The following is a 21,695-nucleotide window of genomic DNA, read 5'->3' as shown; positions in this document are numbered from 1 at the left end:
AATACTCTAGGAGGCTTTTACATGGAGCTATCAACTTACAGACATATTAAGAGATTCCTTGACGCAGGAGTTTTTATTCCAAACACAGAGACTGGGCAAGTCTTTAGTAGAAAGGGCACTGAGTTTAAAAAGTGCAATAACTCAGGCTATAAGCTTGCGAGTGGCTACCTTGATGGAATGATCTTTACTACTACAGTACACAATATTATTGCTGTAGCAGGAGGTCTCAATCCAGTTGGCAAGACAATTAATCACATAGATGAGGATAAGGACAATAACAGCCTAGCTAACTTGGAGGTGCTATCCCTTGCAGATAACCTCAGACAAGCCCATAAAAGTCGCAAAATCCCTACTAACAAAGGAATGACCTATAGAAAAAGGTTTACTGATAAGGAGGTAAGGGAAATCAGGGGGCTTTTAGCTAATGGCTTGAGTTGTAGAAAGCTGAGTGATCTGTTTAACACCTCTGTAGCTACTATTTCTAATATTAAAACAGGCAAAACATATCAGAATATAGCATGAGGCAGGGCTATAACAGCTCTGCTTTTTTTGTTGCCTGTCACAGTTTGGGCAGGGCTTTCTAATTAAAGGTTAAAACAGAAGGAGGTCATAGTATGGCTTACAGTATGGATTTGAGTAAAAATAAATTTGGTGCTAGATTGTATATTCCAAAAGAGGAGCTTGAGTTTGACCCCAAGAGAGAGCCTTTCCTTGAAAAGAAGGTACTGCAAGAGTTAGGCAGAGGTATGGAGCATAAAATAGAAGTAACTAAGCAGTATGCTGAGTTTATTGACAGCTATGTGTTTGAAGCAGAGGCAGTCATCTTGACTCCTGAGGAGTACAGAGCCATGCTTGGACACATTAGGCATCTTGAAGATCAGATAAGAGTGCTATATGGGGGCAGAGATTAATTTCTCTGCTCTTTTTTTTTTATGCTGTCACACTTTCTCCTGCCTGTCTAACTAGGGATATGAAAAGACACTTAGGAGGAATACCTATGAAAATGACATTTAACAGAAATCCTATCACTTTTGGCAAGACTGTTGAGCAGCCCAGTCAGGAGCTGATTAAAAACACTCCTGCTTTGCACAATGCCTCACTAGAGGATGCTCTCAAGTTTGGGGGAGAGCTTACTAGGCAGGCTATTGGAACAATGGATTTAACTTTCAGTAAAAAGCACATCATTGTAGACACAAAAGTACACATGTTAATGCCTACTTTTTCACCTGCATTATCAGGTTGGCACAGTGATGGAGTGCCTAGAGGAGCTGAGCTTAATCCTACAGTGAAGCAAGCTCCTAACATTCAAGCACAGGAGGACATGGATGCTAGTATCTTTCACCTGTTTGTTACTGGGCAGGGCTGCCTCACTCAATTTTTAGATCAGAACAATGTAGAGCTGGAAGTGCCTGACACTCCTGACTCTAAACTGTACAGCATGATTAATCAGCAGGTTACTCAAGGTCTTGCTGAGGGCAAGTACACAGCTACTGACATTCCTAGCTGTACTGCTGTTAAGTGGGATTGGTGGGATTTACACACAGCACAGCCTGCTAAAGAGCATGAGTGGAGATTCTTAATCAGGGTAACTGAGACTGATCTGCATGAGCCTAAGACTGATCTTAGAGACATCATCAGAACACAGCAACAAGTGTACTTACCTCATAATTTTGGATGGTAAACCTCAGGCAGGGCTTTCATAGTCCTGTCTTTTTTGTACTGTCACAGATTTAACAGACTTTTCTAACTAGGGAGGTAACAAGGGCAAAACCCTTGACTTTTTAGGAGGCCTGTTTATGACAGTATTACTTACAAGCAAAGAAATTGAGCGTTTGTTAGCTACAGAGGAGTACAAGCCTATTGAAAGGTTAGATAAGTCTACACTTACTGCTGCTGAGAAAGCTCAAGTAAGGGAAGTAGAGGAAGTGGTGAGCTTTGGGCAGGACTTAATTGAGCTGTTTGATTGGTTTCTTGAGTCTCAAGATACACTACCTACACAAAAGCAGTATGTTAACTCAGGCATCAATAAAATGTTAGCTTGGTTTGCTACTAATAAGCCTGAGGTAGAAGTAACTACAGTTATGGTAGAGGCTTGTAAGCTGAGGCTGACTAGGACATACATGAGTAAGGTGATAGAGCTGCACTTTGAGGCTTGTTTGAGGGAAAGTATGCCGCATTTAAGAATTATTTCTCATCCTCTGATTGATTCTGTAATGGGTGTAGATATTGTAGCTGAGGATGATGTGAAAAGATACTACATCCACATAACCTCTAATACTCCAATGGCTAGAAGAATGCTGAAAGAGAAGGAGAGCAGAGGTGGTCTAAGGTTGGGCAATGCTTTCATCAAGTACATTAGAGACTTTGAGGGAGACCTTATGCTGATGTATGAAATCCATGAGGAGTCTGAGACAACAAAGATCATCAATGGTTTTCCACTATTCAGACCTGAATTTATTGAGTGGAGGCTAAACCTTGCAAGCACCTCATCTACAGCAGGTGAGTCACTTTCAGTACCTTATAGCAAGTTAGATCACTTCACTGACTGGGCAAAGCATCAATTAAAACAGGATATACAGCTATCAGAGGGGGCTTAGCAGCCCTCCTTTTTTTCGCCCTTTTTTCCTGTCTCAAAAAAGTTTCAAAACCTACTTTACAGTATAGTGTAATTATAGTAAACTGTAATCAGAGACAACAAACAGGAGATGACTGAACATGGAAAAGCGTTACACAGTTAAAGCAAATGGCACTACAGCAGAAGGTAAAAAGAACTGGGAAGTCTTTGACAAGCAAGAGGAAAAGTTTCTAACTCAATTTGAGGGTGGCAGGTTTGCTCTCCAAGATATTGCAAAGCAATTAAATGAAGGCACTCTTACTCTTGAGCCTGCTGAGGAGAAGTCTACAAAGACTGTAGGTTATATGAGGGTATCTACAAAACTTGATAAGCAGGTATTTGACAGACAAGAGGAGCAGTTAAAGGCTTTTGGAGTAGATCATATCTATGCTGATAGGATGTCAGGCGCTAAAAGGGAGAGACCTGAGCTTAACAAGATGTTAGAGGAGCTTGAGGAGGGAGATACTGTAGTAATTGTAGCCATTGACAGACTCAGCAGGTCTACAAAGGACTTACTTGAGATAGTGGAGATCATCAAGAACAAAGGAGCATCCCTCAAGTCTCTTAATGATTCTTGGTTAGATACAACTAATGGAAATCCTATGGCTGAGTTTCTTCTTACTGTAATGGGAGCTTTAGCTCAGATGGAGAGAGAGCAGATCACTCAGAGAATCAGAGAAGGTGTAGCAGTGGCTAAGGCTAAAGGCACTAGAATGGGCAGACCTAAAAAAAGTAGGCACAAGGTAGAGCTTGCATTAGACCTCTATTCCAAGGGTGAGCATACAGTACCTCAAATAGTGGAGATCACAGGAGTCTCAAAAGCGACTCTTTACAGAAAGATTAAGGCACTTGAGGAGGGAAAACTCTAAATAGGTAAAATGCGGGAGACAGCTAACTAACTGCTGTCTCTTTTTTTTCTTGCCCTCACCTTTATGAAACAGCCCTCAGATGAGCTAGTAAGTGGCTAACCCATATAGGGTTATCTGAGACAGTGAGAATAAAGGGGAGAGGGCTAAAATGTTAGCAATGGATTTAATCAAATGGCTCAAGGATACTCCTATAGATGAGGTTATTGAGTATGCCTCAAGACTTGAGGGTAAAATTGAGGAAATGAGAATTGATGCTTTAAATTATATTCAAGAAGGAGACAGAGACTCTGCTGAGGAGATGCTTGAGGAAATCAAATACTACAGCAAGGTATACAGGATGACAAGAGGCTACTTTGATAGTCTCTTTTTTGCATATGAGTACTTTTCAGATGATAAAAACCCTGAGAATGAGACTAACCTGATACCTAAAGGAGTTTCTATAGATGATGCTCCTGACTTTCACAGGGAGCTGACAGCTAAACTGGATGAGCTGACTACCATTAACCCAATTAAAAATATCTGTTGGGGTTCTAGTAGGGGTAGTGGTAAATCTGCATACCTGTCCAATGTGTACCCTACACATGCTGTGGTTTACAGGACAAGAAAATATATTGTAATCATCTCAGAGACAGCCTCCATGTCTCAAAACTTTGTAGAGTTTATTTCCACTAACCTCAAGAGCAATGCAAAGCTTAGGGAGGACTTTGGTGAGCATCTTTCACCTAACAAAAAAGCTAACCCTGAGGATAATCAGGAGGGCTTTGTAACCTTCTCTGAGATCAAAGTGCAGTCATCCTCAATGGGTGGACAGCTCAGGGGTTCTAGGTTTAAGAATGCAAGACCTGACCTTATTTGCTGTGATGATTTAGAGTCAGCTAAGAACACAAACACCAAAGACCTTAGGGATAAAAACCTCCATTGGTTTAACTCAGTTGTAGTGCCTTTAGGAGACCCTAAAAAGACTGCAATTATCTACATGGGTACTCTTGTGCATGGTCAAGGCTTGCTGCCTAACATCATGAGAAGGAGTGGCTATGATTCTAAGATGTACTCAGCAATCATCAGTGAGCCGGTGCATCAAGATTACTGGGAAAAGCTTGAGAACATGCTCAGAGATATTGACAACCCCTACAGGGAATCTGAGGCAGAGGCTTTCTATGCTGAAAACAGGGAGATCATGGATGAGGGAGTAGAGGTGCTGTGGGCTGACAGGTTTAGCTACTTTGATCTGATTAAGAAAAAGATTGAGATTGGCAGCAGAGCCTTTGCCTCTGAGTACTTGAATAAACCTTCTGATGATGAGTCAGTAATTTTCAAAGAGGATTATTTCTTATACTTTGAGGACTCTGATCTGTTTGTAGAGGATGTAAAAGGCAGGAGCAGGATTAGTCATCATTTAGATATTGTAGGCTTTTGGGATATTGCTATGGGTAAAAATAGCAGGTCTGACTACAATGCAATCAATATCATTGCAAGGGATAGACGGACAGGAGCAGTTTATGTCCTAGAGAGTTGGGCTAAGAAGTGTACACCTTCTCAAGCAATGGAGGTGGCTCTTAACATGGTTGAAAAATATCAGCCTAAGAAATTTGGAGTTGAGACCATTCAGGCACAGTATGACATCTATAGGCAGATGCAATCTAGGGCAGTACAGAGAGGTCTGTACTTTACTAGGATAGTGCCAGTTAACCCTACTACTAGGAAGGAGTCAAGAATAGAGGCTTTAGAGCCATTGTTTGAGCAGGGTGTCATCAGGATTAAAAAGAATCAGAGGATACTGCAAGAACAGCTATTACAATACCCTAACCATGACCATGATGACAGCATTGACAGCTTGGCATCAGCAATAGGTATGACAAGAGTAAATAAAAGAGGATTTTGGTACAAGCCTGAGGGGATTTAAAACCCTTTGGGCTTTTTTTGTTACCAAAAATAAGGAGGATAATTGATGTCTACATTTAATCAGATGTTTTCTAAAGGGGAGTTTTACCCTCCTATTGAGCATAAAGACAGGATTAACAGGTACAAAGAAAATAAGCTTTTAATTGAGGGGAAACATGGGGAGCTTTTCAGAAAGCACAACTTTAATAGAAATGGGAGGCTGTATGTTTCAGTCAATCTAGCAGGCATTATAGCCAAGAAGTCTGCTGACTTTTTAATTGGAGATGGAGTACAGGTATCAGCAGGTAAAGAGGATAACAGTAAGGAGCAAGTAGCCCTAGACAGGATTAAAGACGCTAATGATCTTGACATCCTTTTCTATGAGTCAGCCTTAGCCAATGCCTACAGGGGAGACAGCTTCTTTAAGGTTAGATTTGGTCAGGAGTATGGTGGCATGTATCCTCCTGAGTTTGATAATCCAAGGGTTATTATTGAGACTCTTGATGCAGGATATGTCTTTCCTGAGGTTGCCAAGCACAATAAAAATCTTATCACTGCGTACCATGTAGCCATTCCTATCAGGGTTGATGATGAGTCAAAAGAGATCATGGAATCTGACTGGGTTCTTAATATTGAGAGTCATTATGCAGGGAAAATCATTTACAACCAATTTAAGCTCACAGTGATGGTAACTGAGGCTGATGGTACTCCTATTGACTTTAAGATTGGAGACCTTATAGGAAGCCCTCAGGAGGTATTTACAGGGGTTCCAGTGCCTTTGGTAGTGCATGTACCTAATTTCTCTTTAGATGACCACTGGGAGGGCTTAGATGACCTTTCAGAGCTAAAGCCTTTGTTTGATGAGCTTAACAATAGGCTTAGTCAAGTGGCTTCAATTTTAGACAAGCACAGTGATCCTGCTATAGCGTTACCAATGGGATTACTAACTGAGGATGAGCAGGGCAGACCTATTTTTAATGTAGCTAATTCTAAAGTATTTGAGATTGATGGTAACAGTAAAGACATTATTCCTCAGTATGTTACTTGGAATGGGCAGCTACAGGAAGCCTACTCAGAGATTGACAGAATCATTGACATGATCTTGATTACTGCTGAAATTCCTGCTGTAGCTTTAGGTAAAGGTGACTCAGGTACATCAGGCAGCTCAGGTCTTGCTATCAGATTTAGGCTTAATTCTTTGTTAGCCAAGATCAAGAGGAAAAGAAAGTATTATGAGAAAGGTCTCAAAAGAGTCTTTTTAATTGCCCAGTACTTAGAGTCTGTGGTAGGTATCTCTGATTATGAGATTACAACTCCAAAACTTACCTTTACTGATGGTCTTGATAAGGATGAGCTACAAGAGGCTAACCTAGCTAACATCAGGACAGGTGGCGCAGTCACAATGTCTCAGAAAACAGCAATCATGAAGCTTGATGGTCTCACTGAGGAGCAAGCAGATGCAGAGATTGCAAGGATTGAGGAGGAGCAGTCAGCTCAGGCTGAGAAGGAAGCTACAGCATCCCCATCCATCTTTAATGATCTTGAGGATGATGAGGAAGAAGCTGAGCAGCCAGCAGAAGAAAAAGAAGAAACTGGGGAGGAGCAGGAGTAATCCTGTCTCCTTCTTTTGTTATAGGAGGAATATAGATGAGCTTTATGCCTACTCCAAAGTATGACAGGGGTAAAAAGAGGATGGCTAAGATGCTGTCAAAGCAATATAAGCAGATGTTGGACTATCTAATCTTACAATTACAGTTTAATCCTGATGACCCCAAGGTTATAAGGGAAGCTCAGATCATGAGACAGATAAATTATTGGCTAAAGGAGCTAGATCAGGCTCTCTACAAAGAGATAGAGAAGCTAATCAAAAAATCCTTTAAAGATGGTCAAGCATACCACTTGCTGTCAGTCAAAGAGGCTAAGAACTGGGAGGAAGCTGTAAGCTCAGCATCTTTCAATAAATTGCAGAGGGCAAGAATAGAGGCTATTGTAGCTGACACTCATAAGGATATATTACAAGCCACAAATAATACCTCATCAGCTATTAAATCAGTGATTAGGCAGACTGTCTCAAAAGTGGCTCAATACCACTCTTTAAATAATGGTAATTATAAGGACATGCAAAAGGATTTATTGAAGCAACTTTCTAAGCAAGGTCTCAGTAAGACCATTGTTAAAGATGGCTTTGTAGGTATCACAGACAGGGCAGGTAGGAAGTGGGATTTAGCTACCTATAGCAAAATGGTAGTGACCACAAAGACTAATCAAGCTTTTATAGAAGGTGTTACTCATGAGTCAGAGGAGACAGGCTTTGACTTAGCTGTAATCTCAGATCATGGGGCAGAGGATGCCTGTAAGAACTGGGAAGGCTTAGTTATTTCTCTGACAGGTAAAACAAAGGGTTACATCACTTACAAGCAGGCTAAAGCTACTAATGAGATTTTTCATCCAAACTGTGAGCATGGTGTCCATTCTATTAGATCACTGGATATGTTACCTGCTGATGAGATAGCACAGCACAGAAGGAAAATGGCTCAAATAGGAAATGTGGATAGTAGGAAATATGTGAGGAAGAAGAAAAAAGGGGCATAATTTTAGAAAAAAGTCAAGTTTTTTCCTGATTTACTTTATTTATGCCCTATTACTTAGACATATATATGACTCAGGTAGAGAGCCTGAGATGAGAGAGGAGGAGCAATATGCCTGATGAAGTTGTACAGACTGAGGCTACAGAAGCTACAGAAACTGAGCAAGTGACAGAGGAAGTAAAAGAGCCTGAGGTCACAGTTAAGGTAGAGGTAGAAGAAGTAAAAGAGCCTGAGGTTAAAGATGACAAAGAATCTGAGACAGAAACAGAGCAGGAAGAAGTAACAGAGTCAGAGGAAACTAAAGAGCCTACTAAAGATGAGGATGCTGAGTCTGATGAGTTGGTACAGATTAAAGGTCAGCTAACTGACAAAGAGAATGAAGTAACTGACTTAACAGCTAAGCTAAAGAAATCAGAGGCTAAAGTAGATGACCTTAAAACTCAAGTTAAATCTCTTTCCACTGTTGTAGAGTCTTTGGTTGAGAATAAGGTAAAAGCAATTCCTGAGGAGTTTCATGGTTTGATACCTGATGGAGATGCAGTAAGTAAATTAGCTTGGATTACTAAAGCTGAGGAAAGTGGAATCTTTACTAAGCAGGAGCTAAATGTAGAAATTGGGAAGCCTTTAGAGCTTACTCAAGCTGACCCTAAAGCTGTAAGTAAGATGAGTCCACAGCAAAAGATGTCTCATTACTTTAGCCAAGCATTTTCAAGAAACTAATTAAAACTAATAAACAGAATGGCAGGGAGCTAAAGGCTCTCTTTTTTAATGCCAAAATTCAAGGGGGAAAATAAAAATGGCAGGTTTAACACTAGCACAGACTGTAGACCTTACTCAAGATGTCCTTAAAAAAGGTGTTATTGAGACTATGGCTACTGAGTCAAAACTATTGGCAGTATTGCCTTTTATGAATATTGAAGGCTCAGGTTATTCTTACAATGTTGAGCAATCATTAGCAGGAGTAGAGTTTAGGGCAGTTAACACTAACTATAACACTGTAGCTCCTACTACTAGGAAAGAAACTGAGTTTCTTACTATCCTTGGTGGAGAGGCAGTTATTGATAGTTTCCAAATGGAAGTACACTCTAACATCAATGATCTTATGGCTATTCAGACAGCACTTACAGCTAAGTCTATTGCACATAAGTATGAGAAAACTTTCATCAATGGTGATGTAGCTGTAGATGCTAACTCATTCAATGGTTTAAAGAAAAGGGTAGCAGGTACTGGAATGGAATTTGCTAACTCAGGTAATCTAGTTGCTGACCTTGATGTTCTTCTTGATGAGGTTTATGGTGGCGCTGATGCTCTTATCATGAACAAGAAAACAAGAAGGAAGCTTACAGGTGAGGCTAGGACTGGTCAGATCACTTATGTTAAAAATTCCTTTGGTGTACAAGTTACACAGTATGGAAATGTTGACATCATTGATCTTGATTCAGAATTGCTTGAGGATGATGTGATCTTTGCTGTTAAGTTTGGTGCAGGTGAAGCTGTATCAGGCCTACAGTCTAAATCAGGTCTTTCTGTTAGGTCTCTTGGTGAGCTTGGTGAGTCTCCACAGATCAAGACTAGGATTGAGTGGTTTGTAGGTCTTGCAGTATTCCATCCTAAAGCTGTTGCTATGAGGAAGGCTACTGCTGAGGCTGCTGCTTAATCAGTACAGTAAATAATTGAGGGCAGGGCAGGAGTTTCCTGTCTTGTCCTCTTTTTTTATACCTAATTACTAGAGAGGAGATAGTTTAAATGGCAGTAAAAGTGATTGTACCTAATGAGAATTACAGTGAGATGTTTCAAGGAGTCCAGTTTAAAAAGGGTGAGGGCATCTTTGAGGATGAGAAGTTAGGCAAGTCCATTGCTGAGACTTTGGGCTATAAGGTAGAGGCTATCAAGGCAGAGAAGAAAGCACCTGCTAAGAAAGCTCCTGCAAAGAAAAAAGCTGAGTAAGGAGGTAGATACTGATGCTGACACAGGTAGAGGTTGGGCAGTTTATTGATGAGAATATTCTCCATTCTAAGTTATGGGATGCCTCTGATGATGCTGTCAAACAAAAGGCAGTTAATCAGGCTCAGCATACTTTATTTAGGTATCTACCTGATGTCTATAAAGAGGGAGGGGTTATTCCAGTGGAGGATGTAGCTGAGCAAGTGCTGTGGCTATTGAAGCTGGATGACTCCATGCAGAGAGCTGAGATGGGTACATTGATGATTACTATTGATGGCATTCAAGTACAGCTTAAAGACATGGATAGAACAATCTCTCCTAAGATACTTAATTACTATGGTATCTCAAGCATCAGGAAAAAGAGAGTGGGCAGCTATGCTGTGAATTACTCTACTGATACCTACAGGATGGGCATTGAGTCTAGGACTGATAGGCACAGCAAGTACCTCTATTATAGGGGGGATTGATTATGCTAGGTTTTGTACCCATGCCTCATGTGGCTAAGTTGCTAAAAGCTGACAGCGCCTTAGACAAGTGGGGTTTACCTGTATCTACAGGTGTAGGTGAGGCTATTCCTTGCAAAATAACATATAACAGTACCAATGAGTCCATACAGGTAGCCTCAGGAGAGATGGTAGTTTACAGAGCTAATATTCTTTTTGAAGGTGTACCACAGATCAGCTATAAGGATTTAATTGAGTGGTCAGATGACTGGGGCAATGTCCACAAGAAACAGCCCCTAGCTATTGATTACAAGCATGATCTGTCAGGCACTCCTGTTGCTGTTAAGGTCACTGTCTGATGGCTAAGTTTACTGTAAAAGCTGACTTTGTGGACAAGTCAAAGCTTATCAATGGCAGAGTTAAAAAGGCTATGAGAGGGGCTATGCTAGATGTCATCTTAGATGCTAAAAGGGTAGCCTCCAAGTCAGCACCTCATGACAGTGGTTTCTTAGAAAAGACAGCACAGCATGAGATACATGTAGCAAGTGGATATATAGAGGGTTCTGTAGGGTTCTCTGCTGTCCATAATGGCTTTAACTATGCTGAGTGGACTCATGATAAGTCTTACAAGTTAGGTTCTAAGTCCAAAAAGAAAAAGGGAGGCAAGTCTAAATTTGGGGGAGGTACAGTTCCAGTAGGTAAGGGCTATTTAGAGAATACACTCTCAATGAATAGGTCAGGCTACATGGACTACCTTGAGGAAAAATATAGACAGGCTTTGAGTTAGGGGGAAGCTCATGAGTATCACTGATATTGTAGACTTTCTCAAGCTATTGGGGTTTTCTGATGAGATTTACCCTCTAGCTTTCCCTGCCACTTCTCCTGACAGAGCAATGATGGTAGAGGTTGGGGATGGTGTACTGCCTAAGGGAGTTTTATCAGATTTTGTACTTACTATTACAACAAGAGACATCCATCCTAGTGAAGCTGAGCAGTTAGCTAATGAGGCACTTATGAGACTGCATGGTGTTACTAATGTTTCCATTGGTGATGCTTACATTGTCCAAGTGATGGCGCAGTCTATGATGCCTAGCTCTCTAGGTAAAGATGAAGAAAATAGATATTTTTATTCCATTGATTTTAGAGTCCTAGTTTAAAAACTTAGGGCTTTTTTTAATGGGGAAATTTAAGGGGGAAATAACAATGACAGTAGCTAAAAAGGTGGCAGGTGTAGATGTCCTGTTAAAAATCAAGAAAGCTGATGGTACTACACTTATTCTAGGTGGACAAACAGGAGCAACCCTAAACAGGGAAGCTGAGACTATTGAGGTTACAGATAAGACAGCAGGAGGTTGGGCATCCAGCTTGCCTGGTATTAAATCATGGTCTATTGATGCTGATGGCTTTGTAGTGCTTGGTGATGTAGCTTTAGAGGCTATTGAGGATGCCTTCAATGATAGGGTAGCAGTAGATGCAGAGATCAGGGTAGGTGCTACTGATGATCTTGATGGAGTAACTTACAGTGGTACTGGGTACATTGTTGACCTGCCTTTAGAGTTTGCTCAAGATGATGCTGTAACTTACTCTCTGTCTATTGAAGGTGCTTCACCTTTAGTAAGGACTAAGGGTGCTGTTACAGAATCTACTCAATCTGCTTAATATCACTTTAAAACAGAATATGTAGTTAGACATATAGGGGAGTAGGGCGGATGCCTTGCTCCTCATTATTTTATTTTAGGGGGAAATAGGATGGCTATTAAAACAGTAGATGTAATGTTAGATAAAGAGAGGAAACTTGCTTTTCCTTTAATGGCACTAATCAGGTTAAAGAAAGAGCATGGCATTGTGATGGCTGACTTAAAAGATAAAGAGAAAGCCTCTGATGTTGAGGTAATTCTTGCAATCATTTGGGCAGGTCTTATCCATGAGGAGCCTGATCTAAGCTATGAGGAAGTGGGCTACATGATTGACCTTAGTGAGTTGCCTGCTATTTCAGAGAAACTATCTGAGGTATTTGGGAGCTTAAATGAAAAAAACTTACCAAAGTAAGTCTAGCTAATCTGACTATAGAGAACATCTATAAGTATGGCTATGGCTTACTTAAACTAGATCAGCAGACTCTCTACTCTATGGATGCCTTTGAGTTTCTTGAGAGGGTAGAGGGTAATCTGCTTTGGCATGAGTATCAGTTAGATGAGCTGCTAAATAATCAGGCATGGTTTACAGCAAACTTGATGATGTCATCAGGAAACATGAAGAAGTCTACTGATGCATTGAAGCTCAAGAAAGGTCTTTACAAGTCACTTGAGGATGTAGAAGAAGAAAGCAAGCCTAAAGTTACTGTTAAGAAAGACTATGAGGAGGAAAAGACTAAGCTGTTAGGTAGGTTTGGTCTTGATGAGTCTCAATTAAATACCTAGAAATCTTGAGAGCTGTTGCTTGGAGAATAAACCCTCTGACGCAATGGCTCTCTTTTTTATATCAAAAAAAGGTAGGTGGTAAAGATGGCAAGTGTTGGAGAGTTAACAGCTAGAATAACCTTAGGTGGCATGGATGCTGTAGAGAGGCAGCTCAAGAACTTTAGCTCTGCTATGGACAAAGCTTCCCAAAAAGCAGGTGATGTGGGAAGGACTCTCAGAGAAGCAGGTGAGGGCTTCAATGAGTTAGGGGAAAACATTGCTCCTTTATCAGCAGGGTTGGCTGCTGTAGGTGGTGCATCTCTAGTAGCCTCAGATAATATCAATCAGGCAATGGCTAACTTTCAAACTAAGTTAGGTGCATCAGGCTCTGAACTAGCAAACTATGAGCAGGTACTTGATGCTGTAGCAAGCACAGGAGTAGGCTCTTTTGAAGAGGTTTCAGATGGTATCATAACTGTCTCACAAAATATGAAAGGCTTATCTACAGGTGAATTGACCTCTATGTCTGAGCAGGCAATGCAGTTAGGCAAGGTCATGGGAACTGATGTAGGGGATGTCTCAAAAGTAGCAGGGCAGTTAATGACTCAGTTTGGTGTATCAGGCTCAGAAGCTATGGACTTGATTGCTAAGGGTTATCAGAATGGTATGGATTATGCAGGGGATTACATGGACACTCTGAATGAGTATTCTGTCTACTTCAAGACTCTAGGATTCAGTGGAGAGGACATGTTTAACACTCTTATCTCAGGAGCAAAATCAGGGGCTTTCAACTTAGACAAAGTGGGAGATGCTGTTAAGGAATTTGGTATCAGGTCTAAAGATGGCTCAGAATCATCTAAAGAGGCTTTTAAAGCACTAGGGTTAGATGCTAACAAAATGACTGAGACCTTTGCTAAAGGTGGAGAAGGAGCTAAGAAAGGTTATGCTCAAGTAGTCCAAGCTTTATCAGGTGTTAAAGATCAGGCAGACAGAAATGCCATTGGAGTAGCCTTGTTTGGTACTCAGTATGAGGACATGGAGAAGGATGTTATTGCTTCCACAGGTAGCATTGTAGACCACATGGGCAATGTTAAAGGTGCAAGTGCTGATGTAGCTAAGAATAACAAGACCTTTGCACAGGAAATGCAGGGGGCATGGAATCAGATACAGATTGCCATTAAGCCTGTAGGGGATGTGTTGAGGGGGGCTATTTCTGATGTAATGCCTACTATTGTCTCTGCTATCCAAAACATGTCTAATGCCTTTATGGGGCTGTCTCCTAATATGCAGAAGGTAGTCCTAGCAGTAGGTGCTTTTGTAGCAGTGTTACCTATTATCCTTGCAGGTATTGGAGGTATCTTGTCTGTAATTGGCACAATGGCTACAGGTTGGGGTGCTTTAGCAAAAGGCTTCAGCTTAGTGGCTACAGGTGGTACAAAGCTTGTATCTGCATTCAAGCTGATAGGCACAGCCTTTAGAGCTTTGTCTGCAATCTTTATGGCTAACCCATTCATGCTGATTGTAACAGGCATTGTAGTAGTAGCTGTATTGATTTACAAGTACTGGGATGAAATCTCAGCTTACACTATAGCTGCGTGGAATGCTATCAAAGCATGGTTTGCTCCTTTTTGGGAGTTTTTAAAATCATTGGTAAGTGCTTTTGTGGCTGCCTTTATGGTTTACATTCAGGCTGTAGTTGCTTTTTGGACATCTGTCTGGAATGGCATAAAGACTGTATTTATGGCAATATGGTCAGGACTTTCTGCCTTTTTCTCCTCAATTTGGTCAGGATTGACAGCAGTAGTATCTACTGTATTCAATGCTATCAAAGCAGTAATCCAAACTGCATGGAATGTGATAAAGACTGTGTTCCTAATTGCCATTGGGATTTTAGTTACATTACTAGCTCCTTTATGGAATGCCTTTGCTACTGGGTGGAATGCCTTGGTAGGGATTGTAAAAGCAGTAATGAATAAGGTTAAGTCATGGGTTAAGACAGCAATCACTTTCATAGTCACTGCATGGAAAAACTATGTTAATGCTGTTAAAACTGTGTGGAATGCAATCTATAGCAATGTCATTAAGCCTGTCATCTCAAAGATTAAGAGCATTGTTACCACTTTGATTGCTAAAGTTAAGGGGGTTATGAGTGCTGTTAAGACAGGATTTAAGGTGGCTTGGGATGCTATCTACAATGCTGTAATAAAACCTATTCTCAATTACATTATTAATGGCATTAAAAATCTTATTAGAGCTGCCAAAACTGTAATGTCAGCAGTTAAATCAGCTTTCTCTACAGCTTGGAATGCTATTAAGTCTGTGGTGACAAAGGTTATCTCAGTAATCAAGAATGTAATTCAAGGAATTACTTCTAAGGTGTCCTCAGTAACTGGGAAAGTGAAATCTTTCTTTGTGAATGCCTTCAATTCTGTGAAATCTAAGGTATCCTCAGCTATCTCAAGTGTGAAAAGTAAGATCACTAGCATTTGGGATACAGCAAAGTCAATAGCAGGAAAAATCAAGAGTGGGTTTGGAGACATCTTTAAAGCTATAAAGATTCCTCATTTCTCTCTAGGTGGATGGTCTGTTAAGGACTTACCAAAACTACCTAAGATGTCAGTCAGTTGGCACGCAAAAGGTGGTATCTTGGACAGCTCTACTCTCATTGGTGCAGGTGAGAAAGGTGCTGAGGCAATTGTGCCTTTGTCCTCTCAAAGAAGGATGAAGCCATTTGCTCAAGCAGTGTCTAAGTTTATGCCTGATTCTGCAAAAGGTAACTCTAATACTTCCATTCATGTAGGACAGTTGGTTGTAAGAGAGGAGGCAGATATTCAGAGGATTGCACAAGAGCTGAATAGATTGCAAGACAAAAAGGAGAGAGCTAAAGGTAGGCTCTCCTTTACTTAATCAATAAGCCTGAGGGGTTAATACCCTTTGGGCTTTTTATTTTATAGGGGGAATTTAAATGGCTGAATTTGCAGGAATTTATTTTAATGAGCTGCCTATGCCTAGTTTTGTCAGGGTAATTAATATCAATCACAGTATCTTACCTCCTGTTAGTCAGAACACACTGGCTGTAGGGGGCAGGGCAGGTGTTTATGACTATGGGAACACAGTAGGCAGCAGGGAGATAAGCATAGATGTAGTTATTGTATCTCCTGAGGAGAATGTGTTGCCTAGTCTATTAGAGGAGCTGTCAGCATGGCTCTACTATGATGAAGAAAAAGAGCTGATCTTAGGGGATAACCCTAACAGGTATTACAAGGCTAAGTTTACAGGAGACTCTGACATTAAGGAGTCTTTTCTTTATGGAGAGGGAACACTGACTTTTACCTGTTCTGACCCTTATATCTATGGGCTAGAAAGAGAGTACCTGATACCTGACTCATACAGTGGGGATGTATTGGAGCTAACTAATACAGGAAATGCAGATACTTACCCTCAGCTGAGATTTGAAATGACTGAGGATGTAACTGACTTCTCTATTGTTGCAGGAGAGGACTTTATTGACCTTGGCAGCCCACTAGCTGTAGATGCTGATGCAGATACTAAGGTAGATGCAGGAGGATGGGCATTAAAGGACTACCTCAAGTCACTGAATGGTTGGACAGTGCCTGCATCTCAAAACTATGGAACAATCACAGGCTCTATGGAGGTTTATGGAAATGTTGAAATCAGGCAGGCAGGTCTTGATTATGGCACAGGCAGTGGGTGGCATGGTGCATCTGTAGTAAAACCACTAGCACAATCAGTGACTAACTTTGAGACTCAGTACACTTTTAGGATTGATACTGATGCTACTTACAGATATATAGGCACTGTACAGCTTAGGACAAGTGTAAGCATGAGGGCAGGCTCATCCACTAAGTACAAAGTCAAGAAAACAGGAAAAGTAGGGGAAAAATACAATGTCCTGCAAAAGACAGGTAATGGGTGGTACAAGCTTGAGAATGGATACTATATGCCAGCAGGTTCTAAGTACAGCATCTTTACTGCTGAGACCTACAAAGCTGACAAAATGGGTAGAAATCAGTTTATGCTCAATGATTCTAATGGCTATCCAGTGTTTGTAGCCTCAGTGAGGGATGACACCTCTAAGTCAAGGAGACTTACAGCAGAGGTAAAGCTTATTAATGGTCTCAATGTTGACATCATTTTTAGTAAGACTGTGCCTAGTAAGCATAACAACCTTGATGGCTATTGGTTAATCAAAAGGAATAAAAATGTGTGGTACATCAGCCTCTACAATGAGAATGAGAGTGGAGGATACACTAGGATTTTCTACTACAGGTGGTCTGACAGTAGAGAGCTTTACACAAGACCTGTAGCACAGGCGCAGATTGGTGTGATGGCTTATAACACTAACACTGCTTGTTACATGGCTTGTAAGGACATCAGGGTAAAAACTCTTGATACTCAGGTAAAAGAGGAGCAAGTACCTTTAATTATGAGGGCAGGAGATGTACTAGAGATTGACAATGAAACAGGAGCAATACTAAAAAATGGTCAGCCTTTCTTTGAGTACCTTAACCCTGCTAGCACCTTTATTAAGCTGAGAAAGGGAGAGAATGGACTGATAGTGACTCCTTATAATTCATTCATTAATGGAACAATCACATACACAGAAAGAACACTGTAAGGGGGAAAATGTTAATGGAAATGCAAAATATATATCTGCTTGATTTTGATAAGGTGACAATAGGTGTCCTGTCTAACAGGATGCCTTTTTCTTTGCCTTTTTATGATGATCTACAGGAGAGAGACTTAGATGAGATGACTGATACTCTTACTCTGTCAATCCCTGCTAACCATGAGAAATCTAACCTTGTAGTAGCAGGTAACTACCTTCTGTATCCTAAATATGAAGGAGATTACAGGCTATACAGGATTATTGAGACTACTGAGACCTCTGATACAAATACTTATTATAAAGAGGTCTATGCTGAGGTATCTGCTCAGGATGATTTAATAAAAGGAGTGGTCAGACCTACTACCTTCACATCTGTAACTATTGATAAGGTGCTTGACCATATCTTAGAGGGTATGCCTTGGGAGAAAGGCTCTATTGATGATCTTGGCACACAGGATGTAACTATAGAGGACTATCCAACAAAGCTTGAGGCACTTGTCTCTGTTGTTAAGCAGTATGGTGGTGAGCTTGATTTTGAATATGTCACTAAAGGTACTACCATCATTGCTCAGAGAGTTTCTGTGTATGAGCAGTTAGGGAACAAAACAGGAAAGCCTTTCATGCATGGTAAGGACATTACAGGTGTGGAGAGGATTGAGGACAGGAGTAGCTTAGTTACTGCTCTTATAGGTGTAGGTAAAACTGATGAAAGTGGCACACCTCTTACCTTCAAGGATGCGCCGGGTGTTACCCAATTTATCCCTAAAGGCTACAAGATAACAGGTGATTATGTTTACTCTGAGGAAGCCCTAAAGCTGTACAGCAATGGGGAGCATATCTTTGGAGTATTCAAGGATGATAATGCCACTTCTCCTCAGGAGCTTTTCAGTAATACTGTAGCAGCCTTGCAGGAAAATGATAGACCTAAGCTGACTTATAAGGTGGAGGTAGCTCTGCTTGAGAGGATCGCAGGTTATGAGCATGAGAGGGTAGCACTGGGAGATACAATCTTTGTGCAGGACAAGACAGTACAGCCTGAGCTTTACCTTACAGCTAGAATCAGAAAGCTGAGCAGGTCTCTGACTAATCCCCTTAATGATGCTGTAGAGCTAGGGGATTATCTTGCTGTAGTGCCTCCTGTTAATGCAAGGATCGCACAGCTACAAGCCAAAGTCTCTGCTAAGGAAGAAATTTGGAATAAGGCTGAGGAGATCCCTCAGATGCAGAATACCATCAGCCAGTTACCTACAAAAGATGATTTGTTCTCTACTCAAGCACAGAGGTTAAAAGTGAGATATATCAGAGACTGGATAAATGGCTCAGATGTAGACAGTTCTAACCAATGGGCTGAGCTACAGGTATTTAAGCAAGGTGTCAATATTGCTAAAGGTATCATCCCTACAGGCTCTGCTGCGCTTACTAACCCTGAGTACCTGACTGATGAGATTGCAGACTCTACAGTTCTTGTAGGTACAGCTACAGGCTCACAGTATGTGCTGCTTGATCTTGGCAGTGTTGTTGAGGATGTTGAGTACATCAGAGTGTGGCATTACTTTGGTGATGAAAGGTCTTACAATGGTCATTACACAGATGTTTCTGAGGATGGAGTTAACTGGGTAAGGCTGTATAACTCTGATAGACATGGCACTCATAAAGAATCCTCTGAGGGCTTTATTGTTCCTGTCAATAGCTCTGCTATCATTGCTACTCAAGAAAAGCAGGTCACTCAGGTAGTAACTGCCTTTGAGGAGTTGGATGAGTTTAAGCAGTCTGTAGAGTATGAGTTAGATCAGAAAACACCTTTGACTAAATTCAATGAAACAGTGGACACACTTAACACTGCCATTGCTGATAAGGCTGATTTAGAGTATGTAGGTGGGGAGCTTAAAAACAAGGCTAATATTGCTGAGACATACACTAAGACAGAGGTAGACAATGCTGTAAACTCAAGAGTCTCAAAAACTGATTATGAGACAGATGAGACAGGCAGGGTGCAGAGGTTTACATCTGCTGAGAGTAGAATTAAGCAGGTAGAGGATGAGATTACACTTTCTTTAGAAGGTTCTTCTTATGACAAGCTATCAGAGCTGTTAAAGAGCAATACAGCCAAGATCACTGCTACTGCTGAGGCTTTAGAGTCTAAGGTAGAAGCTACAGAGGTCAAGGATATTGCTAGAAGGACTGGGGCAGACATTGTGAAAATGAGGTATGTCAGGGTTCTTATGAATGGTAACACTACCAATGCAGGCAACCATATTGTAGAGCTGAGAGTTATGCAGGAAGGGGTTAACCTTGCTAAAGGGAAAACACCTACAGCATCCACTACAATGACTAATCCTACTGTCATGACAGATGATAACTACAGCTCCTATAATCCTTATACTTCTATAGGAAATGGTTCACAGTGGGTGCAGATTGATCTAGGTCAAGTCTATGACAATGTTGATTACATTCACCTTTACTTGTATTGGTCTGATCTTAGGTCATACAAGCATGAGGTACAGGTATCAGAGGACTCAGTTAACTGGGTTAGCCTTTTTGATACTGAGAAGAATGGCAATTACTCTTGTACAGATGCAGGCTTTGTAATCCTAGTCAATGAGCAGAGATCAATTAACACAATGGCAACCTCAATCAAGCAGACTGCTGACTCTATCACTACTAAGGTAGAGAAAAATGGTGTCATTTCAGCAATTAACCAATCTCCTGAGCTGATTACTCTTTCAGCTAAAAAGATCAATTTTGATGGGGCTGTATTGGGAAGTACAGCTACTTTCAGTGGAACTGTTAAAGGCGCTGTTATTGAGACTAATCAGACTATTGATAATAAGGTCAATAATGCTAGGTTTGATGGAGGAGAGTTTAGATTTGTCAGGTTTAAAGCAGGTGTTACTGACCCTGACACAGCCAATGTAGACCTCTCTCAAGTTGAATCTTTAGCAAAAGTGTATCAGGATGGTGTTGCTTTCACTGATGGCACTAAAGCTATGGGCTTAGGCTTAGGTCACATTGTAAATGATGGGGAATTACAGCTAATTGCTGATAACATCTATGTTAGTACTGCTACTGGTACTGTGTTTAACAACAAAGTAGAGGTGTGGTCAGACTTAGATGTTTGGGGAGATGTAAAAGCAAAGTCCTTATCCACTGGGTATAGCTCTTTAGCTGTAAATACTGACCTTGATATGAAAAACCATAATTTATCCAATGTTAACCATATCACTATTAATGACCCAGGCTCAGGTGAGGGCATTGAATGGCTGAGTGGTAATGGGTGGAAGATTGTAGAGGCTGATTATGGTATGAATAATACCTCAGGTGATTTACAGTTTGCCACAGGAAGCACACCACAGATGACAGTCACTACAGGTGGAGCAGTGTGGATACAAGGCTCATTTCATGGGAGAAGTACAGGAAATACCTACTTTGTTTCTAATGGTACATCTATCTTTAAGAGTGATGCCTCTGTAGCAGGAAGTGGTATTTATGTCTATGGTGACTCAGCAGGGGGCAGGATTTGGTCAATGGATGTCTATAACAGGACATACTCAAGCTCTCCTAACATGTATATTACTAGCTCAGGTACTTTGGGAAGGTCTACATCTGCTAGTAAGTATAAGCTTGAGATTGAAGAAGTTGACACTTCTGAGCTTGCAGAGAAGGTATTAGACCTAAAGCCTAAGTCATGGTTTGACAAGGTGGGCACTGAGCAATTAGCTGAGTATATCACTGCAAAGGCTAAAGACCCTAATGTAGACATTGACAGCCTTGATGTTCCTTTCTTGGAGAGGCATTATGGCTTAATTGCAGAGGACTTGGTTGAGGCAGGTCTTGGCATGTATGTCCTGTATGGTGAACCTGATGAGCAAGGTCATAGAGAGGTGGAAGGTATTGAGTATGACAGGGTTTGGACTCTATTAATACCTTTAGTCAAACAGCAAAGGGAGCAGATCAGTAAGCTTGAGGCTAGGTTAGATGCATTAGAGGCAGGTCAATAAGACTGTCTCTTTTTCTTTGCCTTTATCTAATTATAGAAGTGAACAAGTAAAAGGGGTGAAGTATGTGGAAATGGAGATCAATACTACTACTATTATTGAGCAGTATCAAAATGAGCTAAAGAAGGTTAACCATGATCTGATGGTATCAAGGGCTGTAATTGCTAAGCTACAGGAAGAAAAAGGACAAGAATCAGCAGAAAAAGCTGAGTAGTACTTTCAATAAGTTATGTCAGTTGGACATAGAAGTAAGGAGGCTATTAGACAGTCATTGTCTGTGGTCTCCTTTTTTATTGTCTTTTACTTACAGACATAGATAGCTGATAGGGAGG

At 40.9% G+C, this 21,695-nt stretch carries 22 protein-coding genes; all 22 read left to right on the top strand.

Translation table 11 applies throughout. The features are described 5' to 3' along the window. Nucleotides 1-21: 21 nt before the first annotated feature. The 22 genes from AC0OMU_RS08610 (at nucleotide 22) to AC0OMU_RS08505 (ending at nucleotide 21,577) form a co-directional block, all read left to right on the top strand. On the top strand, nucleotides 22-522 hold the full coding sequence (locus AC0OMU_RS08610) for an HNH endonuclease (RefSeq protein WP_474241089.1): 501 nt from the start codon (nucleotides 22-24) through the stop codon (nucleotides 520-522). A 92-nt stretch (nucleotides 523-614) separates the two neighbouring features. Next, a complete protein-coding gene (locus AC0OMU_RS08605; protein WP_474241088.1) occupies nucleotides 615-911 on the top strand; it encodes a hypothetical protein in 297 nt (98 codons plus the stop codon). An 86-nt stretch (nucleotides 912-997) separates the two neighbouring features. Next, entirely contained in the window at nucleotides 998-1,681 is a 684-nt protein-coding gene (locus AC0OMU_RS08600) for a hypothetical protein (RefSeq protein WP_474241087.1), read from the top strand. Between the two features lie 115 nt (nucleotides 1,682-1,796). After that, nucleotides 1,797-2,597 (top strand): hypothetical protein, encoded by an 801-nt coding sequence (locus tag AC0OMU_RS08595; RefSeq protein ID WP_474241086.1) that lies wholly within the window; start codon nucleotides 1,797-1,799, stop codon nucleotides 2,595-2,597. A 118-nt stretch (nucleotides 2,598-2,715) separates the two neighbouring features. Then, nucleotides 2,716-3,483 carry a recombinase family protein gene (locus tag AC0OMU_RS08590; RefSeq protein ID WP_474241085.1) on the top strand — a complete coding sequence of 256 codons (768 nt, stop codon included), beginning with the start codon at nucleotides 2,716-2,718 and terminating at the stop codon, nucleotides 3,481-3,483. A gap of 148 nt (nucleotides 3,484-3,631) precedes the next feature. Next, a complete protein-coding gene (gene terL, locus AC0OMU_RS08585; protein ID WP_474241084.1) occupies nucleotides 3,632-5,386 on the top strand; it encodes a phage terminase large subunit in 1,755 nt (584 codons plus the stop codon). A gap of 45 nt (nucleotides 5,387-5,431) precedes the next feature. Then, nucleotides 5,432-6,976, top strand: a complete 1,545-nt coding sequence (locus AC0OMU_RS08580) for a phage portal protein (protein WP_474241083.1) — start codon at nucleotides 5,432-5,434, stop codon at nucleotides 6,974-6,976. Nucleotides 6,977-7,011: 35 nt separating this feature from the next. Beyond that, complete coding sequence (locus AC0OMU_RS08575; RefSeq protein WP_474241082.1) at nucleotides 7,012-7,956, top strand: phage minor capsid protein; 945 nt, start codon at nucleotides 7,012-7,014, stop codon at nucleotides 7,954-7,956. Nucleotides 7,957-8,063: 107 nt separating this feature from the next. Further along, nucleotides 8,064-8,672: a hypothetical protein gene (locus AC0OMU_RS08570; protein WP_224067234.1), complete on the top strand. Its 609-nt coding sequence runs from the start codon at nucleotides 8,064-8,066 to the stop codon at nucleotides 8,670-8,672. A gap of 76 nt (nucleotides 8,673-8,748) precedes the next feature. Next, nucleotides 8,749-9,609, top strand: coding sequence for a major capsid protein (locus AC0OMU_RS08565; protein WP_474241081.1), 861 nt, complete (start codon nucleotides 8,749-8,751; stop codon nucleotides 9,607-9,609). A gap of 89 nt (nucleotides 9,610-9,698) precedes the next feature. Further along, nucleotides 9,699-9,899, top strand: coding sequence for a hypothetical protein (locus AC0OMU_RS08560; RefSeq protein ID WP_474241080.1), 201 nt, complete (start codon nucleotides 9,699-9,701; stop codon nucleotides 9,897-9,899). 14 nt (nucleotides 9,900-9,913) lie between these two features. Next, the gene (locus tag AC0OMU_RS08555; RefSeq protein ID WP_474241079.1) at nucleotides 9,914-10,363 is read left to right on the top strand and encodes a hypothetical protein; all 450 of its coding nucleotides are present in this window, start codon (nucleotides 9,914-9,916) and stop codon (nucleotides 10,361-10,363) included. Between the two features lie 2 nt (nucleotides 10,364-10,365). Continuing rightward, nucleotides 10,366-10,698 (top strand): hypothetical protein, encoded by a 333-nt coding sequence (locus AC0OMU_RS08550; protein WP_250622590.1) that lies wholly within the window; start codon nucleotides 10,366-10,368, stop codon nucleotides 10,696-10,698. After that, complete coding sequence (locus AC0OMU_RS08545) at nucleotides 10,698-11,126, top strand: hypothetical protein (protein WP_224067227.1); 429 nt, start codon at nucleotides 10,698-10,700, stop codon at nucleotides 11,124-11,126. Before AC0OMU_RS08550 ends, AC0OMU_RS08545 begins: the two co-directional genes overlap by 1 nt. A 10-nt stretch (nucleotides 11,127-11,136) precedes the next feature. Beyond that, complete coding sequence (locus tag AC0OMU_RS08540; protein WP_146876848.1) at nucleotides 11,137-11,496, top strand: minor capsid protein; 360 nt, start codon at nucleotides 11,137-11,139, stop codon at nucleotides 11,494-11,496. 46 nt (nucleotides 11,497-11,542) lie between these two features. Then, entirely contained in the window at nucleotides 11,543-11,998 is a 456-nt protein-coding gene (locus tag AC0OMU_RS08535; protein WP_146876847.1) for a phage major tail protein, TP901-1 family, read from the top strand. A gap of 90 nt (nucleotides 11,999-12,088) precedes the next feature. Then, nucleotides 12,089-12,388, top strand: a complete 300-nt coding sequence (locus tag AC0OMU_RS08530; RefSeq protein WP_224067223.1) for a hypothetical protein — start codon at nucleotides 12,089-12,091, stop codon at nucleotides 12,386-12,388. An 80-nt stretch (nucleotides 12,389-12,468) separates the two neighbouring features. Then, nucleotides 12,469-12,759 (top strand): hypothetical protein, encoded by a 291-nt coding sequence (locus AC0OMU_RS08525; protein ID WP_340034481.1) that lies wholly within the window; start codon nucleotides 12,469-12,471, stop codon nucleotides 12,757-12,759. A gap of 84 nt (nucleotides 12,760-12,843) precedes the next feature. Further along, the gene (locus tag AC0OMU_RS08520) at nucleotides 12,844-15,645 is read left to right on the top strand and encodes a phage tail tape measure protein (protein ID WP_474241078.1); all 2,802 of its coding nucleotides are present in this window, start codon (nucleotides 12,844-12,846) and stop codon (nucleotides 15,643-15,645) included. Nucleotides 15,646-15,703: 58 nt separating this feature from the next. Then, nucleotides 15,704-17,377, top strand: a complete 1,674-nt coding sequence (locus AC0OMU_RS08515; RefSeq protein ID WP_224067217.1) for a distal tail protein Dit — start codon at nucleotides 15,704-15,706, stop codon at nucleotides 17,375-17,377. A gap of 14 nt (nucleotides 17,378-17,391) precedes the next feature. After that, nucleotides 17,392-21,366 carry a phage tail spike protein gene (locus AC0OMU_RS08510; protein ID WP_474241077.1) on the top strand — a complete coding sequence of 1,325 codons (3,975 nt, stop codon included), beginning with the start codon at nucleotides 17,392-17,394 and terminating at the stop codon, nucleotides 21,364-21,366. Between the two features lie 64 nt (nucleotides 21,367-21,430). Then, complete coding sequence (locus tag AC0OMU_RS08505; RefSeq protein WP_185183773.1) at nucleotides 21,431-21,577, top strand: hypothetical protein; 147 nt, start codon at nucleotides 21,431-21,433, stop codon at nucleotides 21,575-21,577. Nucleotides 21,578-21,695: the final 118 nt, after the last annotated feature.

Source organism: Bacillus sp. FAU18 (assembly GCF_056033885.1).
The sequence above is the reverse complement of the archived record's forward strand: the minus strand, read 5'-3'. Positions and strand labels throughout refer to the sequence as shown.

Bases quoted from the DNA above. Each gene is read 5' to 3' on its own strand.
- AC0OMU_RS08550 (WP_250622590.1), top strand. From the start codon at position 10,366: ATGCTAGGTTTTGTACCCATGCCTCATGTGGCTAAGTTGCTAAAAGCT.
- AC0OMU_RS08570 (WP_224067234.1), top strand. From the start codon at position 8,064: ATGCCTGATGAAGTTGTACAGACTGAGGCTACAGAAGCTACAGAAACT.
- AC0OMU_RS08605 (WP_474241088.1), top strand. From the start codon at position 615: ATGGCTTACAGTATGGATTTGAGTAAAAATAAATTTGGTGCTAGATTG.
- AC0OMU_RS08560 (WP_474241080.1), top strand. From the start codon at position 9,699: ATGGCAGTAAAAGTGATTGTACCTAATGAGAATTACAGTGAGATGTTT.
- AC0OMU_RS08545 (WP_224067227.1), top strand. From the start codon at position 10,698: ATGGCTAAGTTTACTGTAAAAGCTGACTTTGTGGACAAGTCAAAGCTT.
- AC0OMU_RS08530 (WP_224067223.1), top strand. From the start codon at position 12,089: ATGGCTATTAAAACAGTAGATGTAATGTTAGATAAAGAGAGGAAACTT.
- AC0OMU_RS08575 (WP_474241082.1), top strand. From the start codon at position 7,012: ATGAGCTTTATGCCTACTCCAAAGTATGACAGGGGTAAAAAGAGGATG.
- AC0OMU_RS08595 (WP_474241086.1), top strand. From the start codon at position 1,797: ATGACAGTATTACTTACAAGCAAAGAAATTGAGCGTTTGTTAGCTACA.
- AC0OMU_RS08535 (WP_146876847.1), top strand. From the start codon at position 11,543: ATGACAGTAGCTAAAAAGGTGGCAGGTGTAGATGTCCTGTTAAAAATC.
- AC0OMU_RS08610 (WP_474241089.1), top strand. From the start codon at position 22: ATGGAGCTATCAACTTACAGACATATTAAGAGATTCCTTGACGCAGGA.
- AC0OMU_RS08555 (WP_474241079.1), top strand. From the start codon at position 9,914: ATGCTGACACAGGTAGAGGTTGGGCAGTTTATTGATGAGAATATTCTC.
- terL (WP_474241084.1), top strand. From the start codon at position 3,632: ATGTTAGCAATGGATTTAATCAAATGGCTCAAGGATACTCCTATAGAT.
- AC0OMU_RS08580 (WP_474241083.1), top strand. From the start codon at position 5,432: ATGTCTACATTTAATCAGATGTTTTCTAAAGGGGAGTTTTACCCTCCT.
- AC0OMU_RS08515 (WP_224067217.1), top strand. From the start codon at position 15,704: ATGGCTGAATTTGCAGGAATTTATTTTAATGAGCTGCCTATGCCTAGT.
- AC0OMU_RS08600 (WP_474241087.1), top strand. From the start codon at position 998: ATGAAAATGACATTTAACAGAAATCCTATCACTTTTGGCAAGACTGTT.
- AC0OMU_RS08590 (WP_474241085.1), top strand. From the start codon at position 2,716: ATGGAAAAGCGTTACACAGTTAAAGCAAATGGCACTACAGCAGAAGGT.
- AC0OMU_RS08540 (WP_146876848.1), top strand. From the start codon at position 11,137: ATGAGTATCACTGATATTGTAGACTTTCTCAAGCTATTGGGGTTTTCT.
- AC0OMU_RS08525 (WP_340034481.1), top strand. From the start codon at position 12,469: ATGGATGCCTTTGAGTTTCTTGAGAGGGTAGAGGGTAATCTGCTTTGG.
- AC0OMU_RS08520 (WP_474241078.1), top strand. From the start codon at position 12,844: ATGGCAAGTGTTGGAGAGTTAACAGCTAGAATAACCTTAGGTGGCATG.
- AC0OMU_RS08565 (WP_474241081.1), top strand. From the start codon at position 8,749: ATGGCAGGTTTAACACTAGCACAGACTGTAGACCTTACTCAAGATGTC.
- AC0OMU_RS08510 (WP_474241077.1), top strand. From the start codon at position 17,392: ATGGAAATGCAAAATATATATCTGCTTGATTTTGATAAGGTGACAATA.